General features: G+C 71.9%; 6 protein-coding genes. All 6 read left to right on the top strand.

The features are described from left to right. Window positions 1-39: 39 nt before the first annotated feature. On the top strand, window positions 40-3,288 hold the full coding sequence (locus tag GJG85_RS29940) for a non-ribosomal peptide synthetase (protein WP_050016052.1): 3,249 nt from the start codon (window positions 40-42) through the stop codon (window positions 3,286-3,288). Continuing rightward, a complete protein-coding gene (locus tag GJG85_RS29935) occupies window positions 3,288-17,309 on the top strand; it encodes a non-ribosomal peptide synthetase/type I polyketide synthase (protein WP_204384656.1) in 14,022 nt (4,673 codons plus the stop codon). Before GJG85_RS29940 ends, GJG85_RS29935 begins: the two co-directional genes overlap by 1 nt. Before the next feature lies 1 nt (window position 17,310). Beyond that, window positions 17,311-18,906, top strand: coding sequence for an MBL fold metallo-hydrolase (locus tag GJG85_RS29930; RefSeq protein WP_235356260.1), 1,596 nt, complete (start codon window positions 17,311-17,313; stop codon window positions 18,904-18,906). Window positions 18,907-18,971: 65 nt separating this feature from the next. Next, a complete protein-coding gene (locus GJG85_RS29925) occupies window positions 18,972-20,444 on the top strand; it encodes a serine hydrolase (RefSeq protein WP_124631914.1) in 1,473 nt (490 codons plus the stop codon). After that, on the top strand, window positions 20,425-20,868 hold the full coding sequence (locus GJG85_RS29920) for a GNAT family N-acetyltransferase (protein WP_050016042.1): 444 nt from the start codon (window positions 20,425-20,427) through the stop codon (window positions 20,866-20,868). The genes GJG85_RS29925 and GJG85_RS29920 overlap by 20 nt, the downstream gene beginning before the upstream one ends. Continuing rightward, complete coding sequence (locus GJG85_RS29915; protein WP_204384654.1) at window positions 20,865-22,112, top strand: MFS transporter; 1,248 nt, start codon at window positions 20,865-20,867, stop codon at window positions 22,110-22,112. Before GJG85_RS29920 ends, GJG85_RS29915 begins: the two co-directional genes overlap by 4 nt. Window positions 22,113-22,117 lie beyond the last annotated feature (5 nt).

Here is a 22,117-nt window from a genome sequence, read left to right as displayed (position 1 = left end):
CGTCCTTCACGTCCTTCATGTATCCAGACAGGGGCTACCATGCGTACCACTTCGCTTTCAGCCTATCAGTACCGCTTCTGGCTCGAGTGGCAGCTCAATCCGCACTCGTCGGCCTACACGACCGCGCTCGTCTACCGCCTGTCGGGGCCGCTGGATCGCGATGCGCTGCGGCGCGCACTGGACGCGTTCGTCCATGAGCATGACGAAGGATGCCGCAGCACGTTCCGGATGGACGGCACTCGCGTGGTGAGGGACGTGCACGACCGGGTGGCGGTCGCGCTCGACTACCGCGACGCGCGGGCGGCGCCGTCGCTGGACGCCGCCGGGGCCGACGCATGGATCGCCGCGCGGGCGGCGCACGTGTTCGCGCTCGACGACGCGCCGCTGTTCCGCTTCGCGCTGCTGCGCGAGGATGCCGATGCGCACCGGCTCGTGCTCAGCTTTCCGCACATCATCTCCGATGCGTTTTCGGCGGTGTACATCAACCAGCGGCTGACGGCGCTGTACAACCACGCACTCGGCGCGGGCCCGGCGCCCGCGTGCACGTTGCGGGATCTCGGCGAGCAGCTCGCGTTCGAAGCCGCGTACCGCGCGTCGCCGCGCTACGACGAAGATCTGGCCTATTGGCTCGGCGCGCTCGCGCATGCGCCGCTCGGGGTCGAGTTCGACACGGCGGCATCGGCGGGGCCGCGCGACGCGCGCATCCACCCGATGCGTTTCGACGCGGACACGATCCGCCGACTGCGCGCACGGGCCCGCGCGAGCCGCTCGACGCCGTTTCTCGTGCTGTCGAGCCTGTTCGCGATCGCGCTGGCCCGCTGGCAGGACGTGCGCGAGCTGGTCGTGACCTATCCCGTCAACATGCGCTCGCCGGGGTTTCACGACGCCAGCGGATGCTTCGTCAACAACCTGCCGATGCGCTTTTCTCTACGGCCTGGCGACACGTTCCGCGACATCGTCGCGCGTACCACCGGCCGGCGCGCGGAAAGCAAGCGCCATCAGCAGCTGTCGCTGACCGACCTCGTGACGGCGCTGCGGCGCTCGCGTTCGCTGGCCGACACGCCCGTCTTCAACGTCGGCGTGACGGAAGCGTTCTTCGTGCAGGATGCGCCGCTCGCCTTCCACGGCGTGCACGCGGAATTGCTGCCGGTGGTCGCCGCCGAGCGGCCGTTCGACCTGAACTTCGCGTATCAGCTGACGCACGACGGCCTGCACGTGAATCTCGAATACGACACCGGCTGCCTGCCGCCGGCGCGGGTCGGCGAATTCGCCGCACGTTTCGGCCGACTGCTGCGCGCGTACCTGGACGACGATGCGCAGCCGGCGCTCGCGGTCGACCTGCTGGCGCCCGAGCAGCGCGCACGGCTTGCGCAATACTGGCACGGGCCCGCGCGCCCGATCGACGCGACGGACTGGCCGGCCCGCTTCGCCGCGCAGTGCGTCGCGACGCCGGATGCGCCGGCCGTCCGGTTCGGCGCGGAGCAACTGACCTATCGCGAACTCGATGTGATGTCGGCCCGGCTCGCGGGCTTTCTCGCGGCGCGCGGCGTGACGCCGGGGGCGCTCGTCGGGCTGTGCTGCGAGCGCTCGACGGAGATGGTGCTGGCGATCCTCGCGGTGATGCGCGCGGGCGCGGCCTACGTACCGCTCGATCCCGCTGCACCGCCGGACCGGTTGAGGCGCATCGTCGACGATGCGGGCCTCGCGCTGCTGCTCACGCAGCGGCACCTGCTGGCGAACCTGCCGGCCGGGCCGGTCGCACGGCATGCGCTCGACGAGCGCGCGATCTGGCTCGCCGCCGAACCGCTGCCGCCGCAACGCATTCACCCGGACGGGATCGCGTACGTGATCTACACGTCCGGCTCCACCGGCGCGCCGAAGGGCGTCGCCAACACCCATCGTGCGCTGGTCAACCGGCTCGACTGGCACGGTTCGCTGCTGCCCGATACCGCGCCGGTGAGCGTGCTGCAGAAGACGCCGTACTTTTTCGACGTGTCGGTCTGGGAATTCCTGTGGACGTTGCAGAGCGGGCACGCGCTGGTGATCGCGCCGCCCGGGCTGCACAAGGACCCGGCCGGGCTCGCGGTGCTGCTGCGCGATGCGCGCATCGCTGTCGCGCACTTCGTGCCGTCGATGCTGAACGCGTTCCTGGATACGGCGTGCGGGCAGGTCTTCCCGGATCTCGCACTGGTCGTCTGCAGCGGCGAGGCATTGCTCGCCGAGCAGGCCGAGCGCTTCCACCGGCTGCTGCCGGGGGTACGGCTCGTCAACCTGTACGGGCCGACCGAGGCCGCGATCGACGTGACCGTGTGGCATTGCACGCCGGGCGACGCTCATGCGTGCGCGGGCGTGCCGATCGGCCGGCCGATCGACAACGTGTCGCTGTACGTGCTGGACGCGGGCCTCGAGCCGTGCGCGCCCGGCAGCGCGGGCGAGCTGTACATCGGCGGCGCGGGCCTCGCGCAAGGATACGTCGGCCGCCCGGATCTCACCGCGGCGAGCTTCGTGCCCGATCCGTACGCGGGCCGTCCGGGTGCACGCATGTACCGCACCGGCGACATCGCGATGTTCGGCGAGGATGGCGAGCTGCATTACCTCGGCCGGCGCGACGAGCAGGTCAAGCTCAACGGCAACCGGATCGAGTTGCGCGAGATCGAGGCGTGCCTGCTGGCGCTGCCGGGCATCGCGCAGTGCGCGGTGGTGCCGGTGCGGGTGCAGGGGCGCGTGCGGCTGCTGCACGCATTCGTCGAGCCGGCCGCGGGATGGGACAACTGGCCGGTCGACGCGTTGCACGCGGAGCTGGCCGCACGGCTGCCCGACGCGATGCGTCCGGCGCGCATCGACGTGGTGGAGCGCATCGCGCTGCTGCCGGCCGGCAAGATCGACCGCAAGCGCCTGGCCCAGCTCGCCGACGCGGCGCTCGAGACGCGCGCGCACGGCGCCGACGTGCGCACGAAGACGCCGTTCCAGGCCGAGGTCGCCGCGGAGTGGTCGGCCGTGCTGGACGTCGCCGATATCGGACCGGACGACCATTTTTTCATGCTCGGCGGCAGTTCCGTGCAAGCGATCCAGTTGATCGGGCGTCTCAATGGCCGCTACGGGTTGCTGCTGTCGCCGCCGCTGCTGTTCGGCGCGCCGCAACTCGACCGGTTCAGCGCGCAAGTGCTGGTGGCGCTCGGCCAGAAGGCCCAGCAGGAGGACCGCCTCGACGCGCTGCTCGATCGTCTCGCGCCGGACGACATGGACGAACTACTTACAGTGTTTTCATCGTCGGGAGAGCTGGTTTGATGTCGCATAACGACTCCACCGAAAACAAGCGTCGCCAATTGCTCGAAGCATTCGGCAGGCAGCGTGGCGCGGGCAGCCGCGACGCGATCACCCGCCAGGCACGGCCGGCGGACCTGCCCGCGTCGGCGGAGCAGTTGCGGATGTGGGTGCAGATGGCGATCAGCGGCGGCGCCGGCCATTTCCACGTGCCGCACGTGCTGGAGATCGCGGGCACGCTCGACGAAGCGGCATTGCAGGCGGGGCTGCGCGACGTGGTGGCGCGGCACGAGGCGCTGCGCACGACGTTCGACGAGCGCGAAGGCCGCCTGTACCAGCGCGTGCATGCCGAGCTGGCCGCGTCGCTGCCGGTGCATCGGCACGCGGCGGATGTGACCGACGCGGAGATCGCGCGCGCGATCACGACCGAAATCGCGCAGCCGTTCGACCTCGCGCACGGGTCGCTGCTGCGCGTGTCGCTGCATCGTCTCGGCGACGCCCGGCAGATTCTCGTACTGACCGCCCATCATCTGATCGTCGACGGATGGTCGCTGGAGCTGATGCTGGCCGACTGGTGGTCGGCCTATGCGGCGCGGCTGGCGGGTCGCGCGCCTGAGCCGCCCGCCAGCGACGCGCCGCAGTATGCGGACTATGCGCTGTGGCAGCAGGCGCGCGGTGCCGCGGACAGCGCGCCGAGCCTCGCCTACTGGCAGGGCCGGCTGACGGGCGCGACGGCGCTCGAATTGCCGTTCGCGCTGCCGCGCCCGGCACGGCGCGCGCACGACGGCGAGCTGGTGTTCTTCGCGATTCCCGCCGCCGTGCGCGCGCGGGCCGAGGCGCTGGCGCGGCGGCAGGGCGGCACGCTGTTCACGGTGATGCTGGCCGCGTGGCGCTGCCTGCTCGGAGACTACGCCGGCCAGGACGACTTCTGCATCGGCACGACCGCATCGAACCGCGTGCATCCGGGCAGCGAGCGCATCGTCGGCTTCTTCGCGAACCTGCTCGCGTTGCGCACCGCGCGGCAAGGTTGCGCGACGTTCGCCGCGCTGGTCGAGCGCGAGCGCGACACCGTCGCCGACGCGCTGCGGCATCAGGCGGTGTCGTTCGACCAGGTGGTCGAGCAGGTCGGCGTCGCGCGCGATTCCGCGCGCAGCCCGCTGTTCCAGGTCAACTTCGTGCTGCAGGACACGAAAGGCGCGGTGCCCGGCGCCGCCGAGCCGGCGACGGCGGCCGGGATGCCGGCGATGACGGTGCGCGACGACCTGTACCGCTACGCTCAGTTCGACCTGACGCTGTTCGCCGAGCTGACGTCCGACGGCGTGCGCTGCTGCACGGTGTTTCGCACCGACCTGTTCGAGGCCGCCGATATCGAGCGGCTGTCGCGCACCTATGTGCAGTACCTCGACGCGCTGACCGCGCAGCCGGACGCGCCGTTCGGCACGCTCGCGCGCGGCGACGCGGCGACGCTCGACGCGCTGCGCGGCTGGCAGAGCCGGCCGCTCGGGCAGCCGCTGCCCGACTCGATCGGCGCGGTGATCGACGCGCTTGCGCGGCAGCATCCGGGTCGCCCTGCGATCCGCCACGGCGACGCGACGCTCGACTACCACGCGCTGAACACCCGCGCGAACCGGCTGGCGGATCATCTGCGCGATCTCGGCGTGTCGCCGGGCTCGACCGTCGGCCTGTGTCTCGAGCCTGGCGCGGAGCTGATCGTCGCGATGCTGGCGGTGCTCAACGCGGGCTGCGCGTATGTGCCGCTCGACAGCCGCTATCCTGCGGACCGGCTGCGATTCCTGCTCGACGACAGCCAGGCGAGCGTGATCGTCACGCGCGAGGACGTGGTGGCGCACACCGATGCACTGCGTGACGGCTATCTGAACCTGATCGTCCTCGAGGACCACGACGACGAGATCGCCGCGCGCGACGGCGCGTTCGTCGCGAGCGGGCTGCCGGCGCAGATGCCGGCGTACCTGATGTACACGTCGGGCACCACCGATCGTCCGAAGGGCGTGATCGTGCCGCAACGGGCGATCCTGCGGCTCGCGTACCGGCCGACCTATCTCGACGTGACGCCGGACGACGTGTTCCTGCAGTTCGCGCCGACCGCGTTCGACGCGTCGACCTTCGAAATCTGGACCGCGCTGCTGAACGGTGCGTCGCTCGTGGTGCCGGCCGGACGCGACGCGTCGCTGGACCAGCTCGGGCCGTTGCTGGTCGACGCGCGCGTGACGATGCTGTGGCTGACGAGCGGTCTGTTCGCGGCGATGGTCGATCACGCGTCGGACGCGCTGCGGCGGCTGCGCTACCTCGTCTGCGGCGGCGACGTGCTGTCGCTGCCGCATGTGGAGCGCGCCCGCGCGCTGCTCGAACGCGGGCAGGTCGTCAACGGCTACGGGCCGACCGAGACCACGACGTTCGCGACAGCGTACCCGGTGCGCGACGCGCCGGCGGCGGGGCGCACGGTGCCGATCGGCATGCCGATCCAGGGCACGTCGGTGTACGTGCTCGACGACGCGCTGAATCCGCTGCCTCCCGGCGCGGCGGGCGACATCTACATCGCAGGGCTCGGCGTCGCGCACGGCTACGCGAACCGGCCGGACCTGACCGCGGCCGCGTTCGTGCCCGATCCTTACGGCGGCGAGCCGGGCGCCCGCATGTACCGCAGCGGCGACGTCGGCTACTGGGCGCATGACGGCGCGTTGCATTACCTCGGCCGGCGCGACCGCCAGGTGAAGCTGCGCGGCTACCGGATCGAGCCCGCGGAAATCGAGGCGGCGCTGGTGGCATGCCGTGGCGTGCAGGCCGCCGTCGTGACGGTCGACGCGACGCCGCAGGGCGACAAGCAGCTCGTCGCGTACTGGACCGCCAGTCCGGGCACGGGCACGGGCGCGGACGTACCGGACGAAGCCGGCCTGCGCGCGCAGTTGCGGGCATCGCTGCCGGATCATCTGGTGCCGGCGCGTTTCCACGCGGTGCCGCACATTCCGCTGACGGCGAACGGCAAGGTGGACCGGGCCGCGCTCGCGCGGCTCGCGCCGGCGCAGGCGGCCGCGGAAACGGCGCCCGAGACGCTGACCGACACGCAACGCATCCTGCGCGCGTTGTGGGAAGACGTGCTGGGCCGCAGCGGGTTCGGCCTCGACGACGGTTTCTTCGATCTCGGCGGCGATTCGCTGCTGGCGATCCGGCTGAAGGCGCAGGCGCAGCGCCACGGGCTCGAATTCGAGATCCAGGACCTGTTCGCCCACCAGAGCGTGCGTACGCTGGGCGAGCACATCGAGCGGCAGCGCGGGGCCGGCGCGGGTGCGGATGCGGATGTTGGCGCGGGCGCGCCGGCCGAGGCCGCCGCACGGCGGGCGCCGCTGACGAACGACGCGGACCGCGCGCGGCTGCCGGCCGGCGTCGTCGACGCGTATCCGCTCAGCCGCCTGCAACTGGGGATGCTCTATCACAGCCTGCGGCACGAGCGCTCGAGCCTGTACCACGACGTGATCGGCTACGAGGTCGCGTATGCATGCGACGAAGCCTGCGTCGCGCATGCGCTCGACCGGCTGTCGGCGCGTCATCCGGCGCTGCGCACCGCGCTGCGGATGGAAGGGTTCAGCGTGCCGCTGCAGCTCGTGTTCGACGCGGCGCGCATTCCGCTGGCGGTCACCGACCTGACTGCGCTCGATGCGGCGGCGCAGGCCGCCCGGATCGCCGCGTTCATGGACGGCGAGCGGTTCGCCGCGTTCGACGTCGCCGCCGCGCCGCTATTCCGTTGCTTCGTGTTCAGGCTGGCGGCGCAGCGCTTCAAGCTGGTATGGAGCTTCCATCACGCGATACTCGACGGCTGGAGCGAGGCCGCGCTGACCGCCGAATTCATCCGGCTCTACACGGCGGGCCTGGCGGGCGCGCAAGACGGGCAGAACGACGAGCCGGTGCAGGCCGGTTACCGCGATTTCATCGAGCGCGAACAAGCCGCGCTCGCCGATCCGGCCCAGCGCGATTTCTGGCGCGGCCAGCTCGACGGCGCACAGGCGCTGTCGCTGCGCCGCGCGCCTCTGACGGCCGACGCGGCAGACGAGCGCGTGGATTATCTGGAGGTCGAGATCCCCGCCGAACTGGAGGCGGCGCTGCGTGCGCTCGCGCGCGACGCGAACGTGCCGCTCAAGAGCGTGCTGCTCGCCGCCCATCTGCGCGCGCTGCAGGCGCTGAGCGGGCGGCGCGACGTGCTGACGTCGATGGTGACGCACGTGCGGCCCGAGACCGAGGATGCGGAGCGTGCGGTCGGGCTGTTCCTGAATTCGGTGCCGGTGCGCGCGGCGCTCGACGGCGCCGCATCGCCGGTCGCGCAGGTGCGGCAGGTATTCGAGATCGAGTCGGGCATTTTCCGGCATCGTTTTTATCCGTCGCAGCAGATCCGGCAGGACAGCGGCGGAATCGAACTCGGCGAGGTGCTGTTCAATTTCACGAGCTTCCACGTGCTGCGCGAGCTGGACGACGCGGACGTGCGGATGCTGGCGGGCCGCGACGGCCACGCGGTCAACAGTTTTCCGGTGCAGGTCGATTTCTCCGTTTCCGCGAGCGACCAGCGGCTGCGCTGCATCGTCGGCTATCGGGCCGACAGCCTGCGGCGTGCCGACGCGCAAGACATCGTGCACGCCGAGCACGAGGCGCTGCGGCGGCTCGCCGGTGCGCCCGCGGCGACGTGGCTGCCGCCGGCCACGCTCGCGCGGCTCGACGAGTGGGCGACGCCGAAGCCGCGGCTGCCGGTCGGCGCGAGCGTCGGCGAGCGTCTCGCCGCGTGCGCGGCCGCCGCGCCGGACGCCGTCGCGCTGATCGACGACGCGGGCGAGACGACCTATGCGGCGCTGCTCGAGCAGTGCGACCGGCGCGCGGCGGCGCTCGCCGCGCTGGGCGTGCGGCAGGGCGACGTCGTGGCGGTCTGCGCGGGCCGCTCGGCGGCGACGCTGCAGACGGTGCTCGCGCTGTTCCGGATCGGCGCCGTGTATCTGCCGCTCGATCCCGCGTTGCCGGAAGCGCGCCATCGCTTCATGGTGGACGACGCGCGCCCGGCGGCGATCGTCGGCGATGCCGCCGCGCCCGCCTGCCTGCGTGCCTGCGGCGTGCGTTTCGTCGAGCTGGCGGCGCTGGCGCAAGCGAGCCACGCCACCTTGGCCGCCGCGCCGCGCGTCAGCCCCGGCGAGCCCGCCTACATCCTCTATACGTCCGGCTCGACCGGCACGCCGAAGGGCGTGCTGTGCCGCCAGGAAGGCATCCTCGCGTTGTTCGATGCGCTTGCCGACACCTATCCGCTCGCCGCGGGCGACCGCGTGCTGTGGAAGACCGCGCAATCGTTCGACGTGTCGCTCACCGAAATGCTGTGGCCGTTGATGAAGGGCGCCGCGATCGTGATCGCGCGGCCGGACGGCCAGTACGATCCGCGCTACCTGCAGCGCGCGATCGAGCAGCATCGCGTGACGGTGGTCAACTTCGTGCCGTCGATGCTGCACCTGTTCCTGCAATCGCTCGACGCCGGCGCGGCGAGCCCGCTGCGCGCGGTGTTCGCCGCCGGCGAGCCGCTGCTGCCCGCGACCGTCGAGCTGGCGGCGCGCGTGCTGCCGCACGCGCCGCTCTTCAACGCATACGGCCCGACCGAGGCCAGCATCTACGCAACCGTGTGGCGTTGCGCGAGCGGCCCGGTGCTGATCGGTCGCGCGGTGGGCGACGTCGGCACGCATATCCTGTCGCCCGAGCTCGCACGGCTGCCGATCGGCGTGACGGGCGAACTGTACCTCTCCGGGCGCGCGCTGGCGTCGGGCTACCTGAACCGGCCCGAACTGAGCGCGGAGCGTTTCGTGCCGAACCCGTATGCGACGGGCGACGCGGATCGCGTGCTGTATCGTACCGGCGACCTGGCCCGCTTCGATCGGCACGGCGACATCGAATTCGTGGGCCGCGACGACCAGCAGGTCAAGGTGCGCGGCTTCCGCATCGAGACGGGCGAAGTCGAATCGGTGCTGGGCCGCCATCCGGGCGTCGCCAAGGTCGCGGTGCTGGCGCGTTCGGGTAGCGCGGGCGCCGTGCTCTGTGCGTTCGTGCAGGCGGCGGGCACGCTGCCGGACGGCGCGCTGAAGGCGCATGCGCAACAGGCGCTGCCGCCGTACATGGTGCCCGACCGGATCGTCGTGCTCGACGCGATGCCGATGACCGGCAGCGGCAAGATCGATCGCCTCAGGCTGGCCGACTGGCCGCTCGATGCGGCGAGCGTCGCCGATCGCGCCGTCCCCGCCAACGCCGCGCGCCGCGCGCCCGGCGATGCTCAAGCGGCGGTCGCCGCGATCTGGCGCGACGTGCTCGGCCTCGCCGAGATCGATCCGGACACCAACTTCTTCGACGCCGGCGGCCACTCGCTCGCGCTGATCCAGTGCCAGGCGCGGCTGCGCAGCGAATTCGGCCGCGACGTCGACATCGATCACCTGTTCCGCTATACGACGATTCGCACGCTGGCCGGCTGGCTGTCCGCGTCCGGCGAGCCGGCGGCCGATGCCGGCGGCACGGCCGAGGCCGCACGCGCGTCGCAGGTCGACAGCCGCGACGTCGCGATCATCGGGATGAGCGCGACCGTCTCGGGCGCGGACGACGTCGAGCAGTTCTGGCGCATGTTGCTCGCGGGCGAGGACGGCATCACCCGGCTCGACGACGCGCGGCTGCGCGCGCTCGGCGTGCCGGACGAGCTGCTCGGCAATCCGCGCTTCGTCGCCGCGCGCGGGTTGATTCGCGATCCGGACTGTTTCGACGCCGCGTTCTTCGGCTATACGCCGCGCGAAGCCGAGATCATGGATCCGCAGCAGCGCAAGCTGATGGAGGAAAGCTATCGCGCGCTCGAGGACGCCGGTTACGCCGGGCCCGGGCCCGCGCGCGACGTGGGCGTCTACGTCGGCGTCGGCGCGAGCCAGTACCTCGCGAACCACGTGCTCGGCAACCGTGACGCGGTCGACGCGCTCGGGCTGTACCAGATCAACGTGCTGAACCAGGCCGCGACGCAGATCGCCTACCGGCTGAATCTCACCGGCCCCGCGGTCACGCTGAACACCGCGTGCTCGACGTCGCTGGTCGCGCTGCACATGGCCGCGCGCGCAGTCGCGCAGGGCGACTGCGAACTCGCGCTCGCGGGCGCGGCGTCGATCGGCGTCGACGGCGTGCCGGGCTATCTGCACCGTACCGGCGGGATCTTTTCCGCGGACGGCTATTGCCGCGCGTTCGACGCGGCCGCGAGCGGCACCGTGGAGGGCAGCGGCGCGGGTGCGGTCGTGCTCAAGCGGCTCGATCTCGCGCGCCGCGACGGCGATCACGTGTATGCGATCGTCAAGGGCTCCGCGATCAACAACGACGGTCACGACAAGGCCGGCTACACCGCGCCGAGCCCTGCCGGCCAGGCACGGGTGATTCGCGCCGCGCTGGCGGACGCGGGCGTGGACGCCGCGTCGGTCGGCTATGTCGAGACGCACGGCACCGGCACGCTGCTCGGCGACCCGATCGAAATGGCCGCGCTGAAGGCGACCTACGGCCAGCATCCGGCACGTGCGCCGCGCCTGCTCGGCGCGGTCAAGACGAGCGTCGGGCACCTGGACAGCGCGGCGGGGCTCGCGGGCGTGATCAAGGCGGCGCTCGCGCTCGAGCGCGGCAAGGTGCCGGGCACGCTGCACTTCGACACGCCCAATCCGCTGCTCGAACTCGACGACGCGGCCTTCCGCATCACCGCGCAAGCGACCGACTGGCCGGACGGCGGCGCGCCGCGCCGCGCGGCCGTCAGTTCGTTCGGCATCGGCGGGACCAATGCGCATGTGATCCTGGAAGCCGCGCCGCCGGAGGCGGACGCGCCGACGGCCGCCGCCGTGCATTGCCTGCGGCTGTCGGCCGCCACGCCTGACGGGCTGCGGCGCGCGGCGGACGGCCTCGCCGCCGCGCTGCGCCGCCACCCCGAATGGGCGCTGGCCGACGTCGCGTACACGCTGCAGGCCGCCCGGCAGGACCATGCGTGCCGCGCGTTCGTGGTCGCCGAGTCGCGCGATACGGCGCTCGACGCGCTGGCGGCTGGCGTGTCGCCGGTCGCCGACGACGCGCCGTCCGCGCGTCCGGTGATCTTCCTGTTCACCGGGCAGGGCGCGCAGGCCGCGGGGATGGCGCGCGACCTGCATCGCGAGAATCCGGTGTTCCGCGCGGCGCTCGACCAGGTGTGCGGGCGGTTCGCGAGCACGGCCGGGCTCGCGCTCGAACCTTACCTGCTGGGCGACGCGAACACCACCGACACCGCGCTGGTGCAGCCGCTGCTGTTCGCGTACGAGTACGCGCTGTATCAGGCGTGGGCAGCGCTGGGCGTGACGCCGGATTACCTGATCGGCCACAGCCTCGGCGAATTGGTCGCCGCGTGCTGCGCGGGCGTGTTCTCGCTCGACGATGCGGTCGGCTTCGTGGCGGCGCGCGCGGCGGCGATGCAGGCGCAGCCGGCCGGCGCGATGCTGTCGATATCGATCGCGGAGGACGAGCTGGCCGCGCAATTGCCGCCGACGCTCGCCATCGCGGCGGTCAATGGGCCGTTGCAATGCGTGGTGTCCGGCCCGGTGGATGCGGTCGACGCGTTCGCGGCGCACCTGCGCGACGCGGGTGTCGCGCATGCGCGGCTCGCGTCGTCGCACGCGTTCCACTCGCCGATGATGACGGACGCGGCGGCGCGCGTGCACGCGCATGCCGCGACGATGACGCTGCATGCGCCGCGCATCCCGTTGATCTCCAACCTCGACGGCGCGCTGCTGGACGCGCCGCGCGCCACCGATCCGGCGTACTGGGCCACGCACGTACTCGGCACGGTGCGCTTCTCGGCAGGCGTGCGAGCACTGGCGGCACTGGGTGATGCGCTGTGGGTCGAGATCGGCCCGCGCGACGTGCTGGCGGCGCTGGTGCGCGCGCATCGCTGCGCGCCGGCCGACGCGGTGCTGGCGAGCTTCACGGAGCGCACGCCGCGCACGATGGCCACGCTGCTCGCCGGCTACGGGCGGCTATGGGCGAAGGGCGCGCGGCTGACACGGCGCGACGCCTACGCGGGCGAGCGCCGCAAGCGCCTGCCGTTGCCGGGCTATCCGTTCGAGCGGACGCGTCACTGGCTGCCGGCACGGCACATCGAGCGCGTGCAGCCGGACGCGTTGTCGCCGTCGATTGCAGCGGTGGCCGCGCCGGCCGCGGTCGACACCGCGCCCGCTGCTTCGGCCGAGACCGACGACGTGCGGCATGCATTGACGCGTATCTGGACCGAGTGCCTCGGCCACGAGCGGATCGCGCCGACCGACGATTTCTTCGAGCTGGGCGGCGATTCGCTGCTGGCCGGGCGCGTGCTCACGCGAATTCACGAGCGGCTGAATGCGGAGCTGACGCTCGACGCGTTCTTCGGTGCGCCGACGATCGACGGGCTGGCCCGCGCGATTCGCTTGCAGTCCGAACCGACGCCGCCTGCCCTGCAGGCGGCAACGACGCCGGACGGCCTGCCGGGCGCCGGGCCGCGCCGCGCGCCGATGTCGTTCCAGCAGCGCCGGCTATGGACGCTCGAACGGCTCGGCATGGGCGGTTCGGTCTTCCACCTGCCGCAATGCCTGCACCTGCACGGCGAGCTCGACCGCGCCGCGCTGCACGCGGCGCTCGCGGGGCTGGTCGCGCGCCATCCGGCGCTGCGCACGTCGTTCCACGAAGGACCGGACGGCGACGGCGAGCAGCACGTGCATGCCGACGCGACGGTCGCGCTGTCGATCCATGCGTACGCAGGCGGCACGGACGACGCACTGCGCGCGTTCATCGCGCAGCATCGCGACGCGCTGCGGGCGGAGCCGTTCGATCTCGCGCGGCCGCCGCTGTTTCGCGCACGGCTGCTCGAACTCGGGCCGCGCCGCGCGTGCCTGCTGATGTCGTTCCATCACATCGTCGTCGACGGCTGGTCGTTCGGGCTGATCGCGCAGGATCTCGCGTCGCTGTACGGTGCGGCGAGCCAGGGCGGCACGCCGGATACCGAACCGCCCGCGTGGGATTACGCGGACTACAGCGAGGAGCAGGCGACGCGGTTCGCCGCCGGGCACTACGCGGCGCACGAGGCGTTCTGGGCGCACCTGGACGGCGCGCCGGTGCTCGACCTCGGCGCCGATCGACGCCGCGCACGCACGGCGGGGCGTCTCGCGCGCAGCGGCCGCGTCGCGGTGGATGCCGAGCGTGCGCGGCAGGTCGACGCGCTGGCGCGGCGCTTGCGGACGACGCCGTACGTCGTGTTCCTGTCCGCGTTCCTGCTGATGCTGTCGCGGCGCACCGGACAGCGCGACCTGGTGGTCGGCTCGCCGGTCGCCAACCGCGCGTCGAGCCGCACCGAAGGGCTCGTCGGCTTTTTCGTCAACCTGCTCGCGCTGCGCGTGGCGTTCCCGGCAGCCAGCCGCGCGCGGGCGTGGATCGAACGGGTGCGCGACTGCGTGATGGCCGCGCACGCGCACCAGGACTATCCGTTCGAAAAGCTGGTCGAGCGCTTCGCGGGCCCGCGCGACACGTCGCTGACGCCGCTGTTCCAGGTGGTGTTCTCGATGCAGGAGGCGCCGGTCCGCCATGTGCGGATCGGCGGGCTGGACGTCGCGTTCGAGGACACGCCGGAAACGGAAACCGAATACGACCTGACGATGAACCTGCATCGCGACGGAGCGGGCTACGGCGGCGTGCTGCTGACGCGCGACGGCGCGCTGGAGCGTGGCGAGGCCGACGAGGTGATCGAACAGTTCCAGGCCGCGCTGGACCTGCTGCTGACGCTGCCGGACGATGCGCCGCTCGGCGACGCGGGCGTGCTGTCGGCCGCACAGCGGCAGGCCTGGCAGGCGGCGTCCGGGGTGGCCGACGTGTCGTCGTGGGCGGCGTCCGACCTCGTGTCGCTGCTGTCGGGCACGCTGACGGACGGCAACGCCGCGCCGGCGGTCGCCACCGCGCACGAGACGCTCAGTTACGCGGCGCTGCGGGCCCGGGTGGAGCAGGTTGCGGGCGCGCTGCACGCGCGCGGCGTCCGCGCCGGCGAGCGCGTCGCGCTGTGCTTGCCGATGGGGCTCGACGCACTGGTGGCGCTGCTCGGCGTGCTGCGCATCGGGGCGACGTACCTGCCGCTCGATCCCGCCGCGCCGGCCGCGCGGCAGCACGCGATCCTGTCGCAAGCGGCGCCGGTGCTGCTCGTGCACGACGCGACGGCGCCGCCGCCGACGTGGCCCGGATGCGCGGCGATCGCGTTCGCCGCGCTTGGCGACGCGTCCGCCGGCGCGCCGCCCGCACGTATCGATCCGCAACGGGCCGCCTATACGCTGTTCACGTCCGGTTCGACCGGCGTGCCGAAGGGCGTCGACGTCAGCCATCGGGCGGTCGCGCAGAAGATCCAGGCACTGTGCGCCGCGTATCGCATGACGGCCGACGACCGGGTCGTGCAGTTCTCGTCGCTCGTGTTCGACGTGTCGATCGAGGAAATCTTCACGACGCTGTCCGCCGGCGCCTGTCTGCTGCTGCTCGAGCGCACGGCGTGGCCGACGCTCGGCGCGTTCAGCGGCCTGCTCGACGCACAGCGTGCGACCGTGCTCAACCTGCCCGCGTCGTTCTGGCGCGAATGGGTGCGTGCGATCGGGCTCGGCGAGGCCGCGCTGCCGGCGCGGCTGCGGCTGGTCGTGACGGGCAGCGAGACGGTGCCGCTCGCGGCCGTGCAGACATGGCGCGCCGTGACGGGCGGCCGCGTGGCGCTGATGAACGCGTACGGGCTGACGGAGAGCGTGATCACGTCCGTCGTGCACGACGTGCCGGCCGACGCGCGCGCGGATGAACGCGACGTGCCGATCGGCGCGCCGCTGCCCGGCACCACGGCCTATGTGCTCGACGCGCACCTGCAACCGGTGCCGCCGCTGTGCCGCGGCGAGCTCTATCTCGGCGGCGGCGCACTCGCGAGCGGCTACCCGGGCCGGCCCGGCCAGACGGCCGCCGCGTTCCTGCCCGATCCGTTCGCCGGACAGCCGGGCGCGCGCATGTATCGCACCGGCGACCTCGTGCGTCGCGACGGGGCGGGCGCGCTGATCTACCTCGGCCGCAGCGATCGCCAGATCAAGGTGCGCGGCGTTCGTGTCGATCTGGCCGAAGTGGAAGCGCTGCTGCTCGAACAGGACGGCGTGCGCGAGGCCGCAGTGCGGCTGTCGGGCGGACCCGACGCGCCGGCGCCGCGCCTGGAGGCGTTCATCGTCGTGGGCGCCGACGCATCGGGCGCGGCGGACACGTCACGCGAGGCGGCGCGCGAGCGGCTGCGCGCGCTGCGCCGCGTCGCGCCCGCGCATCTGGTGCCGCATGCGCTGGCAATCGTGCCGTCGCTGCCGAAGACGTCCGGCGACAAGATCGATCGCCAGTGGGTATCGACGGCGGTGCTGCCGGACGCGGCCGCGGACGGCGACGACACGCCGCCGCTGCGCGCGCTGCTGACGGTGCTGCGCGACGTGCTGCGGCTGGAGCGGATCGGCCGCGACGACAACTACTTCGGGCTGGGCGGCGACTCCATCCTGGTGCTGCGCGCCGTCGCGCAGCTGAACCGGGCCGGCTGGACGGTCGACCCGCAGGATTTCTTCGCGAGCCCGACCCTCGGGGACCTGGCCGATTGCCTGCGGCCGCTGGCGGCGCGACCGGACGCGCACGATGTGTCCGCGTTCCCGCTGACGCCGTATCAAAGGCGCGTGCTGCAGCGCCCGCACGCGCACCACTGGAACCGCGCGTTGCTCGTTCGGGCGGCGCAACCGCTCGACGCCGACGCGCTGCGGGCCGCGCTCCGTTCGCTGCTCGACGCGCATCCGGGGCTGCGCTGCGTATTCGATCGCGGCGCGCTGTCGGGCCGCGTCGCGCCGGCGGACACGGACGCCGTGCAGCGCTGCTTCAGCAGCCACGACCTGGTGGCGGACGATGCGGCGCGCTTCATCGTCGCGCACAGCACGACGCTGCAGCAGGGCTTCGATCTCGCGCACGGGCCGCTGGTGCGGATCGCGCACTACCGATGCGGCGCGGCCGGCGACCGGCTGCTGCTCGTCGTGCACGGTCTCGTCGCGGACAGCCATGGCTGGGCGGTGCTGCTGGACGACCTCGCCAATGCGTATGCGGCGCATGCGGACGGCCGGACGCCGGCAGTGGCCGCGCCGACGCTGGCGTACCCGGCCTATCTTCGCGCGCTCGACGCACGCATGGCGGCCGCGCGGCAGGCGGGCGAAACCGCCGCGTACTTTGCGCCGATGGCGGCCAACGTCGCGCTGCCGCGGGATCGGCACGCGGAAGCCGGCGCGAACGCCGAGGCGAGCCAGCAGGTCGTGCGCGACCGGCTGACCGGCGAGGCGGCGCGACGGTTGCTGGCCGTCGTGCCGCAGCGCCTGCGCGTGAAAGCCGCCACCGTCGCGATCGCGGCGGCGGCGCGCGCGCTCACCGACTGGGCGGGCGGCGCGGTCGTCGCCGATCTCGGCCGGCACGGCCGCGACTGGCTCGACGACGGGCCGGCGGTCGAGCGCGCGGTCGGCTGCTTCGTCTGCGACGTGCCGCTGCTGTTGCCGCATCGCGCCGGCGTGCCGGGCGTCGCCGCGCTGCGCGAGTGGGAGGCGACGCTGGCCGCGCTGCCGCTGGCGGCGCTGGGCGGTGCGGACCTGCCGCCGCCCGCCGGCGTCGATCCCGACGCGTGGCGGCGCTGCGTGCAGCCGCAGGTCAGCATCGATTTCGTGTCGGCGGCCGCCGCGCGTCCGTCCGCGTGGTTCTCCGCCGCCACCGAGGCGGTGGGCACGGACCGCGCGGCAACCGACGAACGTTCCCATCTGCTGAACCTCGTCTGCGTCGCGGGCGACGGCGAACTCGCGTTCGAGTGCCGCTACAGCGACGCCGTCCACACGCGCGCCACCGCCGAACAGTTGCTGCGTCGGTGGCGCGAACACATGGAGGCCGCGCTCGCGCATGTCGCCGACGCAGCCGTTCCCGTAGTCGAACACGATCATTCCTGACATGACCCAGATCTACCTGAAACCCAACGTCGTCTTCGAACCGCTGATCAATCAATGGTATGCGTGGACTTTCCTGCTGCAGCCGGCGACCTGCGCGCTGGTGATGAAGCAGGTGCATCTGCGCATCATGGAATCCTTCATCCGCGCGCCGGAGCTGCATCGGCGTTCCGCCGCGAAGATGGCCGGCGGCCCGTTTCTCAACGGCGGCCGGGAGCTCGTGCCGGCGGTCGACGCGCTGATCCGCGACACCCGCACGCGCGCCGCGCCGCTGCTGGCGCTGGCGGACGCGCTGCGCGAGCTCGACGAACTGCTCGAGCGGGAAGGAGGCGGCGATACGCTGTCGCCGCTGTATGCGCGGGTGCCCGAGCCGTTGAAGGGATTCGTCGAGCTGGGCTACGACCTGCGCGGCCACGCGTCGTACCGGCTGTTCGAGCGGCTGTTGTACGACAGCGCCGGCTATCTCGACGCGCTGCAGAGCGTGAACGGCTTCCTCGCCACCAGCGACGACCGGAGCTTCATGCTGAGCACGCCGCGCTTTCCGGACGAGCACATGGTGCAGATTCGCCTGCCGTTCCGCGACGCGCTGTACGACGAGCTGTTCGCGGCCCGCCACACGGGCGCCGCGCCGGACCTGATCGACCGCCTGCTCGCGCACGCGGAGGGCGGCGCCGCGCGGCGCACGGCGCTCGAAACCTGGTTCACCGACGCACCGCCGCCGCGCCCGCCGTCGGCGCCGGCGCGCGCGGGGCAGCCGGTGCGGGTGCGCTACTTCAACCATGCGACGGTGCTGGTCGAAACCGCGAAATTCTCGCTGCTGACCGATCCGATCGTCGGCTATCCGCTCGGCCAGGGCGACGATCCGTTCACGTTCGCGGATCTGCCCGAGCGCATCGATTACGTGCTGCTGACCCACAACCACCAGGATCACATCGTGCTCGAGAGCCTGCTGCAGCTACGGCACCGGATCGGCACGCTGGTCGTGCCGCGCAGCCACGGCGGGTTCCTGCAAGATCCGTCGATCCGGCTCGCGCTCGAAGCATGCGGGTTCGAGCGGGTGATCGAGGTCGGCGAACTGGACAGCGTGCCCGTGCCGGGCGGCGAGATCGTCGCGCTGCCGTTCCTCGGCGAGCACGGCGATCTGCATATCGCGGCGAAGATGGCGTTCGCGCTGAAGGTGGACGGCAAGAGCATGCTGTTCGCGGCCGACTCGAACAATCTCCAGCCGGAGCTGTACCAGCGCATCGCGCAGCGCATCGGCCGGATCGGCACGCTGTTCATCGGCATGGAATGCGAAGGCGCGCCGATGTCCTGGCTGTACGGCGCGCTCCTGAACGAGCCGCTCGGGCGCCAGTTCGACCAGAACCGCCGCCTGAACGGCTCCGACTGCGAGCGCGCGTGGCCGCTGGTCGAGTGCTTCGCGCCGCGCCAGGTGTTCGTCTATGCGATGGGCGCGGAGCCGTGGCTCAAGTTCATCTCCAGCATCGAATACGCGCCGACCTCGCTGCCGATCGTCGAATCGGACAAGCTGATCGCCCGCTGCCACGCACGCGACATCCAGTCCGAGCGGCTGTACCTGAAGAAGGAAATCGTCCTTTGAGCGCGGGCGGCCGCGGGGCGGCCCGCATCGTCTCGTCGAATCGTCGAACGAGGAAAACACTCCCCATGCCGGATCGTCCTCCGTCCCGTGTCGCTACCGCCGTCAAGATTCTCGCCGTCACGGTCATGCTGTTGCTGGCCGCTGCCGTGGGCCTGCTGTATTGGGCGCTGCCCGCCGCGACCGGCTATGCGTCGCATTACCTGTGCGCGCGCGTGCTCGCCGGCGGCGACGGTAGCGACGGTAGCGACGGCGATGCGCGCGCCGTGTTCGCGCGCGAGGTGCAGCCGATCAATCCGTTGTTCGACTTCGTCACGTACCGGATCGACCGTGCGCGACAGACCGTCGAGGCCGCAGGGCTCGGCGTGCTGCGCTCGACGGTCGCGTTGTACCGGCCGGGCCTCGGCTGCACGATCGCGCCGGCCGACGCGATCGACGCGTTGCGCGTGGAGGGCGATGGCCTCGCGCTGCCGGGCGCGTCGGCCGAGGCCGACAACCTCGACGATGTCATACCGTCCGATCCGCCGCCGGCGCTGGGCGCCGTGCTGGATCGCGCGGTGGCGGAGCCGGCGCCCGGATCGCTGCGCAACACGCTGGCGGTGGTCGTGCGGCAGGACGGCAAGCTCGTCGGCGAGCGGTACGCGCCGGGCGTCACGGCCGATACCCCGTTGCTCGGCTGGTCGATGACGAAGACCGTCACCGCATTGCTGGCGGGCGTATTGGCCCGCGACGGCAAACTGACGCTCGCGCAGGATCGCCTGCTGGACGACTGGGCGTCGTCCGGCGACCCGCGCCAGGCGATCCGGTTGCGCGACTTGCTGCAATGGACGAGCGGGCTGGACTACCGGGAAGGCTATCTGCCCGGCTCGGACACGACGAAGATGCTGTACCAGTCGACCGACATGGCGCGCTTCGTCGCGAGCCGGCCGCTGAAGATCGCGCCCGGCCGCGAGGTGGACTACCAGAGCGGCGGCAGCGTGCTGGTCGCGAAGATCATCGCGCGCGCGGTCTCGCCGCGGCCGCTCGACATCGTGCCGTTCGCACGGGCGCGGCTGTTCGAGCCGCTCGGCATCCGCACCGCGATGATGGAGCCCGACGCGTCGGGCACGCTGGTCGGCAGCAGCTACATGCTGGCATCGGCGCGGGACTGGTCGAAGCTCGGCCAGTTGATCCTGCAGCACGGCGTGTGGCGCGGCGCGCGCATCGTCGATGAGGACTGGGTGCGTTTCATGGCGACGCCCGAGGCGACCCGGCACGACGGCCGGCTCGGTGCGCATCTTTGGCTGAATGCCGGCGCCGGCGGCGCGCGCCGGTTTCCGTCGCTGCCCGAGGACCTGGTGATGATGGACGGCTTCAATCACCAGCTGGTGGTGATCGTGCCGTCGTGCCGCGTGGTCATCACGCGGCTGGGCGCGACGGTGGACCACAGCTGGGACACCGAACGCTTCGTCGCCGACGTGATGGCGAGCCTGCCGGGCTGCGCCGACCCGGCAACCACGTCCGCTGCAAGGGAAGCGAATCATGAAGATCATCGTACGTGACGCAGTGGCCGCCGATACGCCGGCCCTGCGCGAGCTGTTCCTGCACTCGCGCCGCGAGACCTTCGTCTGGGTGCCGGCCGGCGCGTTCCAGCCGGCCGACTTCGACGCCCAGACGGAAGGCGAGCGGCTGAGGGTCGCCGAGGACGCAAGCGGGCGACTCGCCGGCTTCGTGTCGGTCTGGGAACCCGACCATTTCATCCACCACCTGCACGTGTCCCGGCCGCACCACCGCAGCGGCGTCGGCCGCGCGCTGCTGCGCGCGCTGCCGGGCTGGCCGGCCACCCGCTATCGGCTCAAGTGCCTGCGCGCCAACGCGCCGGCGCTGGCGTTCTATGCGGCGTGCGGCTTCGCCGAGATCGGCGCCGGCAGCGCGGAAGACGGCGAGTACCTGCTGCTCGAGTCCGGCGACAAGGACAGCCGATGACCGTCCACCTGCGGTACTGCCTGCAGCAGGCGGCGTTGTGGGGTACCTTCGGCCTCGTGCTGCCGGTCGTCACGCTGTTCCTGCTGCACAACCATTTCACGCTGTTCGAGATCGGGCTTTACGCGGCGCTGTTCAGCCTGTCGACCATCGCGCTGGAGCTGCCGTTCGGCGCGATGGCCGACCGCGTGGGCCGCATCCGGACCTATCGCGTATCGCTGCTGATGAACAGCGTCGGCTGCGCGCTGATGCTGTGCTTCAGCCAGAAGCCGATGCTGTACCTCGCGGCGGCGAGCTTCGGCATCGCGCGCGCGATGAGTTCCGGGACCGTCGACGCGTGGTATGTCGGCCTGCTGCGCGAGCACGGCGAAACGAAGCGGATTCCGTATTTTCTCGGCCGTGCGGAGCTGGCCTCCGCGCTCGGGCTGGCGAGCATGTCGCTGGTCGGCGGCGTGCTCCCGGACCTGATCGGCAGCCGGCTGTTCGACAACCCGTACAAGATCGGTCTCGCGCTCGCATGCGGCTTGTTCGTCGTGCTGCTGGGTCTCACGTCGTGGTTTTTCGCCGAGGCGGAGCAGGCGCCGCACGAGGCGGTGCCCGCCGGCAGGATCCTCGACGATCTTCGGGAACTGGTCCGGTTCACGTGGCACGGCGGCGCGGTGCGGCCGCTGATCCTGCTCTGCATGCTGCTCGGCGGCGTCGTGTCGGTGCTGGAGAGCTACTGGCCGGTCGTGTTGAAGACGCTCGTGCCGATGCATGGCGCGACCTGGGCGTTCGGCCTGTTCCTCACGCTGATGCTGGTCGTGAAGGGCGCGGGCGGCTGGGTGTCGTATCGCGTGATGAAGCAATGCGCCGCGCGGCCAGCGCTCGCCGTGACGCTGCCGTTCGCCGGGCTCGCCGTGAGCCTCGTGCTGACGCGCTGGGCGAATCACGTCGTCGCGTTCGGCATCGTGCTGAGCGGGGTCGCGCTGTGCCTCGGCATCGCCGGCGCGGTGTTCAACGCGGTGCTGCATCACCGCACGCCCGATGCGCTGCGATCGCGCGCCGTCTCGTTTTTTTCGCTGGTGTTCCAGCTCGGCAGCATGATCGCGTCGGTCCTGCTCGGCTACCTGGTCAGCCAGTGGGGCGTGCAGGCGGTGTGGTGCGGCGTCGGCGTGCTGGTCGCGGCGGCGTCCGGATACGGCGCGACGATCGGCGGCTGGGCCGCCGACCCGGTGGAAGAAGCAAAGGCGACGGCGCGCGTGTAGGGCCG

Source organism: Burkholderia sp. MS389 (genome assembly GCF_016899425.1).
Lineage (GTDB): Bacteria > Pseudomonadota > Gammaproteobacteria > Burkholderiales > Burkholderiaceae > Burkholderia > Burkholderia sola.
The sequence above is the reverse complement of the archived record's forward strand: the minus strand, read 5'-3'. Positions and strand labels throughout refer to the sequence as shown.

Coding starts and splice junctions, on each gene's coding strand:
- GJG85_RS29915 (WP_204384654.1), top strand. CDS start 20,865: ATGACCGTCCACCTGCGGTACTGCCTGCAGCAGGCGGCGTTGTGGGGT.
- GJG85_RS29920 (WP_050016042.1), top strand. CDS start 20,425: ATGAAGATCATCGTACGTGACGCAGTGGCCGCCGATACGCCGGCCCTG.
- GJG85_RS29930 (WP_235356260.1), top strand. CDS start 17,311: ATGACCCAGATCTACCTGAAACCCAACGTCGTCTTCGAACCGCTGATC.
- GJG85_RS29925 (WP_124631914.1), top strand. CDS start 18,972: ATGCCGGATCGTCCTCCGTCCCGTGTCGCTACCGCCGTCAAGATTCTC.
- GJG85_RS29940 (WP_050016052.1), top strand. CDS start 40: ATGCGTACCACTTCGCTTTCAGCCTATCAGTACCGCTTCTGGCTCGAG.
- GJG85_RS29935 (WP_204384656.1), top strand. CDS start 3,288: ATGTCGCATAACGACTCCACCGAAAACAAGCGTCGCCAATTGCTCGAA.